This is a genomic window from Rhizobium sp. BK650, from assembly GCF_014195325.1.
Taxonomy (GTDB): Bacteria; Pseudomonadota; Alphaproteobacteria; order Rhizobiales; family Rhizobiaceae; genus Rhizobium.
This window is the reverse complement of the sequence record NZ_JACIBK010000005.1, coordinates 359367-373900: the sequence shown is the minus strand read 5'-3', so window position 1 is coordinate 373900 and position 14534 is coordinate 359367. Positions and strand designations below refer to the sequence as shown.

Below are 14534 nucleotides of genomic sequence, written 5' to 3'. Positions count from 1 at the left end.
GGGAGATGATCTGTGGTCAATACTGAAAAGCGACGCAAGACGCTGACGGCGATCGCCATGATCGCGCCGTTCCTGATCGCCTATGCGATCGTCTTTGCCTATCCGGTCTACAAGATGTTCGCCTTGAGCTTTACCGACGCCCCGCTCGTCGGTGAAGGCCAATGGGTGGGCTTCGACAATTACGTGAAACTCTTTCACCAAAAGCTTTTCTATACCTCGGTCTGGAATACCGGCTATTTCGTCGTGCTGACTGTCATCCCGAACACGCTGATCGGCCTCGGACTGGCGCTGATGGTCGTGCGCCTGAAAGGCTGGATGCAGAGCCTTGTGCTCGTGCTTTTCTTCATCCCCTATATTCTTCCGGTGTCGGTTGTCACCCAGATCTGGAAATGGGTTCTCGACCAGCAGTTCGGCATTGCCCAGTTCATCATCGAAGCCTTCACCGGCGCGCGCATCAGCGTCTTCCGCGACCCTATCTGGGCCATGCCGATGGTGGCGCTCGTGACGGTCTGGTGGACCAACGGCTTCAATCTGCTGCTCTTCATTGCCGGATTGCGCAATATTCCCCATGACTATTACGAGGCGGCCATGCTCGATGGCGCAACGCGCTGGCAATGTTTCAAGCGCATCACCTGGCCGCTGATCTGGCCGGTAACCGCACTGGTGCTGACACTGCAATTGATCCTGCAGCTCAAGATCTTTGATCAGGTCTATCTGTTGACGGAAGGCGGGCCGTTCAATTCCACCTACGTGCTCCTGCAACTCGTCTATCGCGAGGCTTTCCGATCGAACCATGGCGGCCTCGGCTCGGCGGTCGCTGTTATCCTGTTCCTGATTATCGTCGTCGTTTCGGTGCTGCAATATCAGCTGTTGCGTGTGAGGGAGCGCTGAAATGCCCGGCAAGACAATCGGCAACGCGCTGCTTCTGATCCTCACACTGGTAATCGCCTGCACCTGGGCCTTCCCGATCTATTGGGCGATCGTCACATCCATTAAGCCGGAACAGGATGTCGTCAACAAGGCGACCCTCATCCCCGACGTGCTTAACTTCTCGGCCTACTATTACGCGCTCTTCGAGACGAAGCTCTCGACCTGGTACCTGAACTCGATCGTCACCTCGATAACGGTGACCGTCGTCGTCATTCTGATCAGCGTCATGTGCGCCTATGCGCTGTCGCAGATCGTTTTCCCAGGCCGCAGGCTTCTCTACGGCATCATCCTGGCGAGCTTCATGATACCCTCCCAGGCACTGGTGATTTCGCAATTCGTGTTGATGTATAAGCTCAACCTCATCAATACCTGGGGCGGCATCATCCTGCCGCAGCTGATCGTTCCTGTGGTCGTCATCGTCTACAAGCAGTTCTTTGATTCCGTGCCGAAGGAGCTGCGCGAGGCCGCCAAGCTCGATGGCTGTGGCGAGTTCCAGATTCTCTTCAAACTTTACCTGCCATTGAATTGGGGGATTACCACCGCGCTCGCGATCATCACCTACATAATGGCCTGGAACGCCTTCCTCTGGCCTTTCCTCGTCACCAACTCCGACGACATGATGACGATCACCGTCGGCATTACCCAGACCAGAGATGCGTTCGGCGTCAGATATGCGCGCGACATGGCGGTCGCCATTCTTGCGGCGATGCCGGTCGCACTCGCCTACCTCATGTTCCAGAAACGCGTGACGCAGGCCTTGATGCTGTCATCAGGCATCAAGGGATAATGATGAGAGATTGGGGTCCGGGCCGAGGTGAGAAGGCCCCAGCCGGTCCGCGAAAATTCTCCCGAAGCGCGGACCGGCGCCTACAAAAAGGGCGGCGACATCGGATATGACGCCGTGATATCAGCTGAAACCAACCAGAAAGACTGGAGAGCCAGTATCAAGGCATGGAGATGAAACTTCTAACCGTCGATCCGATGCGGGACGTTGATGTCGTCCAGGCTCTCGGGTCTCCGACGCGTATCGAAATCCTCAATCTGTTGCGCCAGAAAGGGCCGCTGAATGTCAACGACATCGCGGCGCAGATGCGTTTGCCGCAATCGACGACCGCAACCAACCTGAAGTCACTCGAGCAGGCAGGCCTCATCCAGACCCAGACGATGAAGGCGACCAAGGGAAATCAGAAAGTCTGCTCCAGCATCTATGACGAGATCCTGATCCGCTTCGATACGAACGGCACCAAGGCGAGCGAGGACGTCGTCACCGTCAGCATGCCGATCGGTCTGTTCACGGAATTCGACGTTGATGCGCCCTGCGGCCTCTGCTCGGTCAACAACGTTATCGGCATGCTGGATGTACAGGAGGTTTTCCTCGATCCGCAGCGTATGCAGGCAGCGCTTCTTTGGTTCACCCGCGGTTATGTCGAATATAAATTCCCGAACAACGCCAAGGTGTCGGGCAAGAAGATCCGCAAGGTGGAGTTTTCCGCCGAACTGAGTTCCGAAACCCCTGCGACGAACGCCAACTGGCCCTCCGACATTTCCATCTGGGTCAACGGTATCAAGGCGGGGCATTGGACCTCGCCCGGTGATTACGGCGACCGCCGCGGCATGTATTCGCCCTCCTGGTGGAAGCTGTCGGGCTCGCAATATGGCAAGCTCAAAACGTGGACGATCGACGAGACCGGCACCTGGATCGATGGCGCCATGGTCTCGACCCAGACCATCGCCTCGCTCGGTATCGCCGACCATCATTCGATCCGCTTCCGCATAGGCATCGATGAGAAGGCGGACAATCCCGGCGGCATGAACCTCTTCGGCAAGGGTTTTGGCGATTTCGACCAGGATCTGGTCATGTCGATCTACTTCTGACGGATGGCGAATGCACGCTGATTGCCGCAACGGGCTGCGGCTCAATTGACACTCTGTCTAAACCCTCGACAGCTACCTTCAATCTCTTTTAATCCGTCGCACACTTTGTTCGGGGATGCGATGCAGGTTATCTCGTGCCCGCGACACCACTCGTGATTGGGCGCGAAATCCGCCGAGGCTTGTACAGCCATTCTCAGTGGCTGATAGTTCAAAAGAGGAAGTAAATTGAGCATTTCGAGCGACGGAATTACCTGGGAAGAGATGATTGAGGCAAAGGCTTTTATAGATTTGGCCAGGATCACGCCCCAGCCTTTTAAAGACAGCGTCGAGTTTACCTGCATCCCGGTGGGCAAAGGCTGCGCCATCTCGCTGCCCACAGCGCCTGCCATTGGACTCAACCGCATTTTCGCGTTGAATGATAGAGACGAACTCAATCACGCATTCGAATGGATGAAGACCAAAACCGGCAGGCGGCATGTCCAGATCCGTGAAGCCTTTGCCACCAACGAACTGCACGGCTGGATACTGGATCAGGGGTTGGTCGAAAGCGGTGGATGGATGAAACTCACGCGGCCTGCTCCATCCGCTCCGCTTGCAATCGAAGGACCTGTGCGAACGCGCTTGGCAGGAATCGATGACGCATCGACGTTCGGCAGGCTGATGTGCGCAGGCTTTGGTTTCCCGGCCGAGCTTGAGCCGTTGTGGTCATGCCTTGTCGGCAAGAAGGGCTGGGCCTGTTTCGTTGCGGAACTGGAAGGCGTGCCGATCGGAAGCGGGGCGATATTCATGGAAGAGGGATGCGGCTGGCTGGGAGGCGGAACGACACTTGCCGAGTACCGGAACCGCGGCGCGCAAAAAGCGCTGATTGATGCTCGATTGAACAAGGGCCTCGAACAGGGTGTTTTTCGCTTTGCGGTGGAGACGGCCCAACCTCAGGAGGGTCCGCCGAACATTTCCTTCGACAACCTGACGAAGGCAGGCTTCAAGCCATCCTATATCCGCAAGAACTATACCTTACCGAATTAAGACCGCTTATCGGTGCCGATCGCCGCACCGATGCCATATCCCGTTACTAGATCGGGTTAGGCTCGTGGACAGGCCGCACTGGAGAAGGAAGCGAGATGCAGTTGAACGGTGAACTGAACCCGAACGATCCCGAATTCTTTGAGCTCCTCACAGGAAGTTTCCGGCGCCTTGTCGGCAGGGACCTCCTCTCCAGGGACCGTGGACCAGAATGGCTCTATGGTGATGCCCCGTTTGTGGTCCTTGCCCATAATACCGCGCCAGATCCCGTCTTCGTCTATGCCAATGGCGCAGCACAGAGGCGGTTTGGATATAGCTGGGGCGAATTCGTAAAGCTGCAATCGAGGCTCTCGGCTGGCCCGAGCGAACGGGCGGAGCGTCAGGCGTTGCTCGATGCGGTGGCGCAAAAGGGATTTATGGCTGGCTATCGTGGCTTGCGGGTGACGAAGTCGGGGAGCCGTTTCTGGATGGAAGACGGAATAGTCTGGCAGCTCCGGAATGCTGAAGGCCAGGATTTCGGTCAGGCGGCGACTTTTTCAAAATGGGCTGAGGCGCCGGCCGCCTAGCCAATCAATGGCGCGCCTGGCCAGGCCGAGCTTCTTTCCGCTGGCGATCTTTCGAGACGATGGGTGGAGATGAGGAGGGCAGGGCAGGCGAGATCGGTGCTTACTTCGCGTCTTGGGAACATCCACGTCGCACGTCCTGCCATTGCGCGCCGCCTTCCTGCCCTTCATGATACCCTCATACCTCAGCTGACACGGTAAAAGATGCGCATCTTTCTGGTTCGACACGGTGAATCTCTCGGCAATATCAGCGAGAGCGCGTATCGGCAGTTTGGCGATCACAATGTTCCGCTGACGGTATGGGGCTACAGACAGGCACTGGCTGCGGGGCGCAGCATTGCTTCCTATCTGGCGGCGCTGCCGGGCACGATACCTCCGGCAACCATCTGGCATTCGCCATATCTGCGGACGCGCCAGACCAAGGATGCAATCATCGAGGCATTTCCTGGGGACACAATCGGCGACGTTCATGAGGATTACCTGTTGCGGGAGCAGGATTTCGGCTTGTTTACCGAGATCTACGACCGGGCCGAGCAACGACGCAAGTTTCCGGAAGAATTCGAAAAATGGGCGCGTCTTCGCAGCAACAGCGGCAAGTTTTATGCCCGCCCGCCTGATGGCGAAAGCCGGGCGGATGTCGCCCAACGGGTACGGCTGTTTCTGTTGACCGTCATGCATGACATTGGCAGCGGCAATGAGACCGCAATCATTGTCGGTCATGGCGTCACCAACCGTGCTTTCGAAATGAATTTCCTACATCAGAGCGTCGAATGGTTCGAGCGTTCCGACAATCCGGGCAACGCCGATGTGACGCTGATCGAGGGATCACATGCGCACGGCTATCGTTCAACACTCCTGCACAAGGCTGACGATCGTGATCCGGCCGCGGCGACGGAAATGCGCGGCGCTTACGGCTCGGAGCTGACGATCTCGCCGACGACCGGTGACTAAATCCGATCTGCCCGTCGAAGCCCGTGAGATGCTGCTGTCTCCGTTCCAGAGTGTAAGGCCGCCGCAGCCCAAGCGCGCTTGTCCGAACACGTGCCCAAAATCGATACCAGCATATGACCGCAGCTCGCCCAGCCTGCGAGCGAGTAGCGCATTCCCCGCCCATGGCTGCGTGCGCCGGACGAGCTCGTTGCGCGCAAAGACGCCATCATTGCCGAAGAGCACGCTTTCCCGCGTGCCCCGCATGTTGCCGTAACCGCCCATCGAAATCTCATCGGCCCGAAACAGATTGTCCGGCGAATATTGCCCATTGATGATTGTTGCAAGCTGCAGGTGCTGGCCGGCCAACTCGAAGGGGTTGTCACGTTTAGCGTCGCCGAAAACTTCGGGAATTCCCATTCGGCATCACCGGCCACGGGCTCGCTCGCCGTCTGCCGCGTCAGCTATAGCAGATGGAGTAACCAACCCGCGCTTCAGGGAATGACTGTGATCGTTTCCGGGTTCCACCCAGTAGGCAGCGGCTGGGGCCGATGGATCGTCACGCTTTCGAGTTCCAAGCCGGTGACATTCTGTGCAAACACGCCCGGCAATCCTTCCGGATAGGCGAAAAGGCCGACGATGTTGCCGTCTTCCCCGCGAACCCAAGCGTTACCGCGCCCTTCGGCGCCTTTCGCCGGCGCCAGGTCCGCGTTGGTCGGCCGCAAGTCATATTGTCTCGCGGTGCCAAGCGGCCCTTCCTTCATCTGAAGCTCGATCCCGCGCAAAACGATACCGCCGATACCGCCCGGTTCCTCTGCAAAAAGATTGACGGCTCCTTGGCATCGCCCGGAGATATTTTCGACGAGCACCGAGAGGACCGCTCCTGCCGGGCGTTCGGGGCGGCGCGCAAGCTTGGTGATCGTGAGCGGTTCACCAGAGCCCCAGAATCCGTCAGGCGTCTCATTGCAATCGACTTCGATATCGCGGAAGACGACGTGCTCAACCTTGCCGCCATCGCGCGAAAAGATACCAAGACCGCGGTTGGAATCCTCGATCTTGCAGCGCAAGAAGCTAACCTGTCTTATATCGCCGAAACTTTCCGTGCCGATCTTGAGGGCGCAGCTCTTGCTCTCGATCACGCTGTCGGACACCTCGATCCGCTCGCATCGTCCGATTCCCTTGTCGCTCAAGCTGGTCTTGAGGCACACGCCGTCATCGGCGGTGCGAATGATGACGCCGGAAAGTGTGACGTCGCTGCAGCTGTCGATGACGATCCCGTCGGTGTTGGGAAGCTGGCGATTGTTGGAAACGTGAAACCCTCGGGCGACGACATCGCGGCATCGCACGAGATGGATCGTCCACATCGGCGAATCCGTAATCTGGATACCTTCCAGACGAATGTTCGCGCAGTCCTCAAAAACCAGTACTCGAGGACGTTCCGCCATCGGAGTGAATGTGCCGATGCTTGCATCGAAGCCAGTGTGGAACGCATCGCCACCGCCATCGATCGTGCCTTTGCCGACGACCGCAATATTGTTGGCGTCCTGCGCCACCATGTAAGCGCGATTGGAGGCTTCGGCAATTACACTGACGGTATTGGAGCTATATTGCCTGTAGTCTGGGTCGAAAGCGAGAACGGCGTCTTCTTCGATATGCAGGGTGACATTGTCTCTCAATCGGATCGGACCTACTAGATGTCGGCCAGGCCGGAGAAAGACCGTTCCGCCTCCCGCACGCGCTATGGTGTCGAGCGCTGCCTGAATATCGCCACCTGCAGCTTCAACGAACATATCCATCATAGCCTCCGAAAAATATGCGCTCCTGCATAGATCAAGCTAATTTATTCGTCAACAAGACGAACTAAATGCATCCGGGCCGTGCGAGTTCTGTTGACAGTCGGCGAAACTCGTATTTAATTCGTCATGGTTACGAACAAAGGCCTCAGGGAGTCACGATCGCAGGCCGTCCGTATCGGATGTCAGAACGACAAGCCAGAAAAGGGGAGCATGATGAAAACGCTGAAAACACTTATGATGGCCGCAACTGCCACGGCGATGATGACGTCGCTTGCTGCGGCCTCCGAGCTGAAGCTCGTGTGGTATGTCGACAGTGATCAGGAAGAGGCGGATACTCGTGCTCTGCTCGATCAGTATACGAAGCTGCATCCCGAAACGACCTTCGATCTTGAAATTACGCCCTATGACGGGATGATCCAGAAATTCCAGCAATATGCGGCATCCGGCATCATGCCGGATCTGTCGCTGACCTCGTCTATGGAGCCGGTCATTCGGCCGTTCCTTGCAGATCTTGGCAAAGAGATCGGACCTGAATGGATCAACGACTTCGTCAAGGGATGGGGCGATGGCGCCAAGCTTGGCGACAAGGTCATTGCCGCGCCCTTGCGCGTTACCTCGACCGGCATATTCCTCAACGCTGACGCCTTCAAAAAGGCAGGCGTTGCTATCCCCGACGCGGCAACCGGCTGGACCTGGGAAGAGTTCATTCCGAAGATCAAGGAGGTTGCAGAGAAATCCGGCACCCGCTATCCGCTGGTCTGGGACGTTTCGGCGAGCCGCTGGATCGTTCACGAGTATCAATATGGCAATCACATTTATTCCGAGAAGGAACCCGTCAAGGTCGTGATGGACGAAGCGGCCTGGACGAGCACGCTCGACAAGTTCATCGGGATCACCAAGGCTGCCATGCCGCCCGGCCTGTGGAGCGGAGCAAGCTCGGACAATCCAAAGGAACTGTTCACGGCCGGTCAGGCGGTCGCCTACATGTCCGGCAGCTGGCAGATCGCGGGGCTTGCAACCAATGCCAAATTCGGCTGGCAGGCCGGGCCGACGCCACGCGGGACGGTTGCCTCATCGATCTATGGTGGAGATTACATCGTCGCCTTCAACACCAGTCAGCATCTGCCGGAAGCCGTCGAGTTCATCAAATGGGTCACCTCCCCGGAGATCCAGGCTCAATACGCCAAGACCTTCGGTATGATCCCTGCCAACCTCAAGGCGCCGCCGGTCAAGTATGACAATCCGGCTGCGACGGCTGCGATCACCGCAATGCAGAACGAACTGAACGCGAGCCCCGTCTATGCGGCAACGGATCAGGCCTGGCCGCAGATGCAGGCGGTCTGGGGAACGGTCAAGGCCGCCGTAACCCAGGCTGTCGCCGGTCAGATTTCCTCAGCCGAGGCGATCGCGCAGATTAAGAAGGCCGCCGACGACTCGCTCGAGGCGAGCAAGTGACGGTAGCGCTCTCGCAACAAAGCAATTCGGCACTGGGTTCGCATCCGGTGCCGAAAGGCCGGCGTAGCAGCCTCTTCAATTTCAGTTGGCCGTATCTTTTGATGCTGCCGACGATCGCGCTGCTCGTTACTTTTACCCTCTACCCGCTTGTCCAGGGCCTTATGATGGCGTTCTTCAAGCGTGGTGTGGTGGTGGTTCCCCAGGTGCCAAGCACCCTGCCGCAATATGTGGGTTTTGATAATTTTGCGGGCCTTTTGCGCAACGCCGACTTTCAGACGTCCCTCTTCAAGACGGTGCTCTTCGTTATCATTGCGGTGCCGCTCAACATCGTCGTCTCGCTGGCGCTGGCGCTTCTTCTCTCGCCACAGACCAAGTTCTTCGCGATTGTGCGGACGGTCGTCTTCTTCCCGTCGATGATCAGTCTGCTGATCATCGGCGTTTCGTGGCGATGGCTTTTCGGTTTGAACAACGGTCTCGTCAACTACCTGCTGTCATTGGTGAAAATTGCCCCGGTGCCGTGGCTTGAGCAGGACACGATGGCACAGATTGCCATGGTCATCGCCTGGGTCTGGGCCCAGGCCGGCTTCAACATGATGATCTTCATCGCCGGCCTGACTGCGATCTCGGCGGATTACTATGAAGCCGCCTCGATTGATGGCACCAGCAAATGGCGCCAGTTCACCCATATAACGTTGCCACTTCTCAGACCGACAATGGCGGTGGTTCTGGTACTGTCTTCGATCGAGGCCTTCAAGGTCTATGAACTCGTCGTGTCTCTGACGGGGGGAGGGCCAGGAAAGGCGACCGTCTATCTCATTCAGACGATCTACGACACGGCGTTTCAAAAGCCGATGCAGGCCGGCGTTGCGGCTGCGCAGTCGATGGTGCTTTTTGTCATCCTGCTGCTTTTGACGGTCGTCCAGCTGCGCCTGTCGAGGAGTGAGACATGACGCGAATCTATTCTCCCTGGCGCCTGATCTTCGTTGCGCTCACCCTCTTCGTCTTCTTGATGCCGCCTGTGTGGCTCTTCCTGTCGTCGCTGAAGTCGCAACAGGAGATTTTCCAGTGGCCGCCGACAATCTTTCCCGCCCACATAACTCTGCAGAATTTCACCGAAACCGTGGCGCGGGCAAAGTTCCTCGTCTTCTTTCGCAATTCTGCAATCGTGTCCGTGCTTTCGGCGGCGCTTTCCGTCACGATCAGCGTCATGGCCGGCTATGCACTGGCAAAGTTCAGGTTCAAGGGCGACACGCTGTTCTTCCTTCTCATCATGTCGTCGCTGATGGTGCCATTGCAGATCGTCATGATCCCGGTATTCCTCGTCTTGCGCGACCTCAATCTCCTGGACACGCTTGCGGGCATCATCATCGCACCGGCCGCCACCCCGACCGGCGTGTTCCTGATGCGGCAATACATTCGCAATATCCCCGATAGTCTCCTGGAGGCGGCACGGGTCGACGGAACGCCGGAATGGCGCATCCTGTTGCGTATCATCGTGCCGCTCTCGATCCCGGCGATTGGCACGCTTCTCGCCTTCAACCTCGTCTGGCGCTGGAACGACTATCTGTGGCCCTTCCTGATCATCACCGATCAGGACAAATGGACCGTCCAGGTCGCGCTCGCCAATACCGTCGGACGTTTCGGCATCAATTGGCCAAGACTGCTTTCCATGTCGGTGCTTTCGGTACTGCCGGTTCTCGTCATGTTTGTGGCGCTGCAGCGCATGCTCATGAGCGGACTGATGGCGGGAGCGACGAAGGAGTAAGGTCTCCGCCTCACACAAAGGCAAAAGTCGCCTTTTGCATTTGTGTGAGGCGGACGAGGAGCACGACGCCCTGTCGAGACGCTCTCTCCAGCCGGCCTACATCTTAAGCTTGTCCTGATATGCAAGGGCTGCGGCCGCCGGCATGCTGCTCCATCCCTGGAGGAGAGAACCGCGGCCCCATGGCGGCGAGAAATACTCGACAGCCCCCATCCATCCTTCTTCCAGGCAGGTTTCCCACCAGCGCAGCAGCGGATATTCGGCACCATCAAGACCGTAGACGAGACGCTGTTCGGCATAAAGACCCGACAGATAAGGCCAATCCGATCCATTATGGTAGCGGTAGGCGAAGGCCGACTTCGAGCGAGTGTCCTTGGGGCGCTTGAAGGGTGGGAAGGCGCACATGACGCCCCAGTCGCCATAGGGCTGATCCCTGTTGTTGCGGGTTTCCAGCAACGCTTCCACCTTGCCCAGAACGGCTTGTGCCCTTTCTGGAGAAACCGCACGGTAACGAAGCATTGTCAGGCTATCGAGCGTCAGGTGGTCCTCGACGAAGTCATCCTTCATGCCGTAATCGGCGTAGGTTCCGCTTGGCTGAAGCAGGGCCTCGTCGACCGAAGCTCGCGCCTGCGCAACGGTCGCTGCCGCCTTTGCGGCAATTTCGGCATCGATTGCCGCACCATGTTCGGCGATGACGTCGAGTGCGCCAATCCAGAGACCGATATCGTAGGCGACATAACCGTGGCGATAGACGTTGTCTGCCCAGTCGCGGTCGTGGTTTGGCTTGATCGGCAGTCCGTTGCCGGCCGCGTCCAAACCGCAGTAGCGGGTGAAGATTGCAACAACCTTGTCCCAATAGACAGAGATCGGTGATCTGTCTCCGGTCGCGCGGATGTAATCACCGATCGTCAGAATAAAGAATAGCGGACTGTCAAAATGATCGCTCCACCAATCCCCGGGCCGCAGATGCTCCTCCTTGATGCGAGGATGCGTTCGGCGAACCTTTTCCCATTCCTCAGCCTGGCCTGGGCCGGTGAGGATGACGCCGCTTGGCGCCTCTCCATCTGGCTGGATGCCGTGCGCAAGCAAGTCGATCTGGGAGCGCACCGCCTCAGGCGTGCGGTCAAGCAGTGCTTGAAGCGTCCAGTAGCCGTCGCGATAATAGGTTCTTGCCGGCGCGCTATAGGCTTGGCCGGCGGCCAGTCCACCGAACCGGCCATGTTCGTCCTGACGAATGGCTGAAAATGCGGCGTGGAGGCTCTGGGAGATCATGCTGCGCATCAAGGGCGAAGCTTTCGGCATCGCGTCACAGCGGACTACGTAAGCATTTGCTTCCGCAATCACTGTCTCCGGGGTAAGATCAAGGGCTGCGCGCGCTTCATCCATCGATGCGCCGGCAGTCACCAAAACGCCTTCCGGCGTCTGGTCCGCGATAACGATCCCCCAGCCGGTGCGCGCGATGCGCCGGTCACCGATACGCTCGATGGGCTCCCGCTTGAACGCGCCCGCCCACCAGGCGCATCGTTGCGAAGGCACCAGTCTTTGCAATCGCGCACCCTTGAGAAAAAGTGCCGGCGCCGATTGGGCCACATAGAGGCCGCCGCCGAGTGCCTCCACCCGGTTCGGGGCAAAGGTGTACGGCCCGCTCCATCCGCGAAAGGTTAGCGTTGCGAGTTTCCCGGATCCCCAAAGCGAAATGTCGATCTTTCCTTCCGGCTTGCAATCCCCTTGCAGCCGCGGGGCCATAAAGGGGAGAAGCACGGGCTGATCCGAACGAAGTTGGCCATCGGCAAGGGGGGTTAGAACAGGTGACTTCGCACTTGGCAGCGTCATGGAGGAGCTCCAGTTTAGGGGGCTTTTCGGGTTGCAAGCTCGCGCAAGCCGAGCATCAAGGCGCCGCGCATCCCCGCCTCCGGACCAAGCGCCGTTGGCTCGATTTCCACAGGAAATGGCAGCAAGGACGGCATGTACCGCACGACCCTTTCGATGAATTCGGAGCGCGACCCGATACCGCCCCCAAGCACGATCAGCGAGGGGTCGAACACGGCCTGGATGGACGCGATGCCGACGGATGCAGATTTCGCGAGCGTTTCGATAGCGGCAGATGCCTCAGCATCGCCGCGGGCAGCTCTTGCGAAGATTTCACTGACCGGGACCGTCCCGTCTCGATAGAGGCCACGCACCGCCGGTGAATCGACTTGATCTTCGAAAAGACCGGCTCTCGCTTTCGGCGCCTCGCAATGCGGATCGGCGCCAAGCGGCAGAAGCCCAAGTTCACCGGCCCTGCCGTGACGACCACGGAACAGCTTCCCATCGATCACAAGCCCCATGCCGACGCCCGTTCCAAAGGCGATAAATGCCAGCGAATTGTGATCGCGCCCCTTCCCGAGCGTGGCCTCGGCGAAGGCGGCCAGATTGACGTCATTTTCGACAAAGACAGGGCAAGGCAGGTTTCGACCGAGCAGGCCGGCAAGAGGCTGGTCGGCGGGGATAGCGAGATTTGGCGACAGCGACGATAGACCCGTCAAAGGTGACACGGCGGTAGGAACCCCGATCACGGCCGTGTGCAAGGGACCATATTCACGAAACCTCTGAACGAGCGACAAGATCATCCGCGGTATCTGTGCCAGTACCGGAGCCTGTTCTCCGTGCTCGGTCGGCTCCTCGGTCACCGCCAGCACGGTTCCCCGGCGATCGCACAATCCGGCGAGAACCTTGGTGCCCCCAAGGTCTACGCCTGCAACAAGTCCCTGCATTTCCTTTCCACCGGCAACGTGCTCCGTATCTTGCGCAATCATTGAAATATTTGACAAACGCAACTCTTTTCATATATTTGTTCGGCAGGTTGACGAATTTATTATTGTCCAGCTGTTCTTCTGTCAACAACCAGTTTGAAATTGAATGGCATTCGTGGAAGAAGCAGTAGCGACCGACAACGGCTGATCGACCGGAACTATCGAACCCATGTTAATGACTGACAACGCGCCCCCAGTTCTGCGACAGATTTCGGTTCGCGCGGTCATGGATGCTCTGCTACACGTCGGTCCAACGTCTCGCGCGGAGCTCTCGAAGATCACCGGGTTGTCGAAGCAGACGATGTCCGAGGTCATCAGAACTCTGGAAGAGGCGGGCTGGGTTCGCGAAAAAGGCGTCACCAGCGGTCACATTGGCCGCAGCGCCATTACATACGAAGTCAATGGAACGGCTGGTTACGCCGTCGCGATTGACATGGGGGCGACGACCACGCGGATCGTGCTCGGCAATATCGTCGGCAGCGTCATTGACGAGATCGAATATGCATCCGACCGCCGCGGCGGCTACCACCAGCTCGAACAGATCGAATCGGCGCTTGCCCGGATGCTTGCCGAAAACGGCGTTTCGCGTGATTCTGTTCTGGTGGCGTCCATCGCCACGCCAGGCGTGGTCGAGCCTACAACCGGGGCGCTGTCAATGGCGCCGAACCTTGTCGATCTGGCCGGTATCGATATTGTTGCCACGCTTAGCGAAAGGCTCGGCTGTCCGATCGTGCTTGAAAATGACGTCAATGCGGCCGTCATCGGCGAGTCATGGCAGGGACGTGCGGTTGAGATCGATACGCTGGCTTTCATTTCTCTTGGAACCGGCATCGGTCTCGGCGTGCTTCAGGGCGGCAAGTTGATGCGTGGCGCGAGCGGGGCGGCTGGCGAAATTTCCTATCTTCCGTTTGGCGCAGATCCCTATGCCGAGGACAGCCTGGAGCGCGGTGCGCTCGAATGCGCCATCGCAGCGCAGGGAATTACCGATTTCTACCACCGCTCAGGCGGTGCAAAGGACATGTCCGTTCGAGACATTCTGAGGCTTGCCGAAGAGGAAGATCCGATTGCGACAAATGTCATCGGCAAGGTCGGCGATATCGCAGCGCTCTTGATCGTATCCGTGAACGCGATCGTCGATCCGACCATTGTTGTCCTTGGAGGCAGCATCGGCAGCCATCCCTTGATGGTCAAGCGAATCCGTGAAGGCATCGTCAAAGCAAGTCGGCGCAACATTCAGGTGGAAGCGAGCGCGCTTGGCAGCCGCGCAACGCTTGTCGGGGCGCTTGCCATTGCCCTGACCCACCTTCACAATCTTCTCTTCTCGCCGCAGGCGCTTCCCGAGCAACGGCGCTTGCCGCCGCCGCCCCGGTAGTCTCGACGCGCCAAGCGTCTCCTTTCATCGCATCTC

14 protein-coding genes are annotated in these 14534 nt (G+C 58.3%); 10 read left to right on the top strand and 4 right to left on the bottom strand.

Features of this window, described 5'->3' with window-relative positions; all coding sequences use genetic code 11:
* Window positions 1-57 precede the first annotated feature (57 nt).
* From FHX15_RS15520 to FHX15_RS15495, 6 genes are all read left to right on the top strand, one after another.
* A complete protein-coding gene (locus FHX15_RS15520; RefSeq protein WP_184398651.1) occupies window positions 58-891 on the top strand; it encodes a carbohydrate ABC transporter permease in 834 nt (277 codons plus the stop codon).
* Between the two features lies 1 nt (window position 892).
* Window positions 893-1717 (top strand): carbohydrate ABC transporter permease, encoded by an 825-nt coding sequence (locus FHX15_RS15515; RefSeq protein ID WP_184398523.1) that lies wholly within the window; start codon window positions 893-895, stop codon window positions 1715-1717.
* Between the two features lie 164 nt (window positions 1718-1881).
* Window positions 1882-2805 (top strand): ArsR/SmtB family transcription factor, encoded by a 924-nt coding sequence (locus FHX15_RS15510; protein WP_184398521.1) that lies wholly within the window; start codon window positions 1882-1884, stop codon window positions 2803-2805.
* A gap of 225 nt (window positions 2806-3030) precedes the next feature.
* Window positions 3031-3831, top strand: coding sequence for a GNAT family N-acetyltransferase (locus FHX15_RS15505; protein WP_184398519.1), 801 nt, complete (start codon window positions 3031-3033; stop codon window positions 3829-3831).
* Between the two features lie 95 nt (window positions 3832-3926).
* On the top strand, window positions 3927-4394 hold the full coding sequence (locus FHX15_RS15500) for an MEKHLA domain-containing protein (protein WP_184398517.1): 468 nt from the start codon (window positions 3927-3929) through the stop codon (window positions 4392-4394).
* A 201-nt stretch (window positions 4395-4595) separates the two neighbouring features.
* Window positions 4596-5342, top strand: coding sequence for a histidine phosphatase family protein (locus FHX15_RS15495; protein ID WP_184398515.1), 747 nt, complete (start codon window positions 4596-4598; stop codon window positions 5340-5342).
* Here FHX15_RS15495 and FHX15_RS15490 read toward each other — a convergent pair.
* Together FHX15_RS15490 and FHX15_RS15485 are read right to left on the bottom strand one after the other, a co-directional pair.
* Window positions 5238-5738: a ShlB/FhaC/HecB family hemolysin secretion/activation protein gene (locus FHX15_RS15490; RefSeq protein WP_184398513.1), complete on the bottom strand. Its 501-nt coding sequence runs from the start codon at window positions 5736-5738 to the stop codon at window positions 5238-5240. The two genes, FHX15_RS15495 and FHX15_RS15490, sit on opposite strands and share 105 nt — an antisense overlap.
* A 74-nt stretch (window positions 5739-5812) precedes the next feature.
* Entirely contained in the window at window positions 5813-7114 is a 1302-nt protein-coding gene (locus FHX15_RS15485) for a glycoside hydrolase family 28 protein (protein WP_184398511.1), read from the bottom strand.
* 210 nt (window positions 7115-7324) lie between these two features.
* Between FHX15_RS15485 and FHX15_RS15480 the strand changes: the two genes are divergently transcribed.
* From FHX15_RS15480 to FHX15_RS15470, 3 genes are read left to right on the top strand one after another with little or no spacing between them, the layout of a single operon-like run.
* Window positions 7325-8569 (top strand): ABC transporter substrate-binding protein, encoded by a 1245-nt coding sequence (locus tag FHX15_RS15480; RefSeq protein ID WP_246778963.1) that lies wholly within the window; start codon window positions 7325-7327, stop codon window positions 8567-8569.
* Window positions 8566-9519, top strand: coding sequence for a carbohydrate ABC transporter permease (locus tag FHX15_RS15475; protein ID WP_184398509.1), 954 nt, complete (start codon window positions 8566-8568; stop codon window positions 9517-9519). Before FHX15_RS15480 ends, FHX15_RS15475 begins: the two co-directional genes overlap by 4 nt.
* Window positions 9516-10334 (top strand): carbohydrate ABC transporter permease, encoded by an 819-nt coding sequence (locus tag FHX15_RS15470; protein WP_184398507.1) that lies wholly within the window; start codon window positions 9516-9518, stop codon window positions 10332-10334. Before FHX15_RS15475 ends, FHX15_RS15470 begins: the two co-directional genes overlap by 4 nt.
* A gap of 96 nt (window positions 10335-10430) precedes the next feature.
* On the opposite strand, the gene FHX15_RS15465 is transcribed toward FHX15_RS15470, so the two are convergent.
* On the bottom strand, window positions 10431-12164 hold the full coding sequence (locus tag FHX15_RS15465; protein ID WP_184398505.1) for a GH116 family glycosyl hydrolase: 1734 nt from the start codon (window positions 12162-12164) through the stop codon (window positions 10431-10433).
* A gap of 14 nt (window positions 12165-12178) precedes the next feature.
* A complete protein-coding gene (locus FHX15_RS15460) occupies window positions 12179-13087 on the bottom strand; it encodes an ROK family protein (RefSeq protein WP_184398503.1) in 909 nt (302 codons plus the stop codon).
* Window positions 13088-13295: 208 nt separating this feature from the next.
* Between FHX15_RS15460 and FHX15_RS15455 the strand changes: the two genes are divergently transcribed.
* Window positions 13296-14498 (top strand): ROK family transcriptional regulator, encoded by a 1203-nt coding sequence (locus FHX15_RS15455; protein WP_184398501.1) that lies wholly within the window; start codon window positions 13296-13298, stop codon window positions 14496-14498.
* Window positions 14499-14534 lie beyond the last annotated feature (36 nt).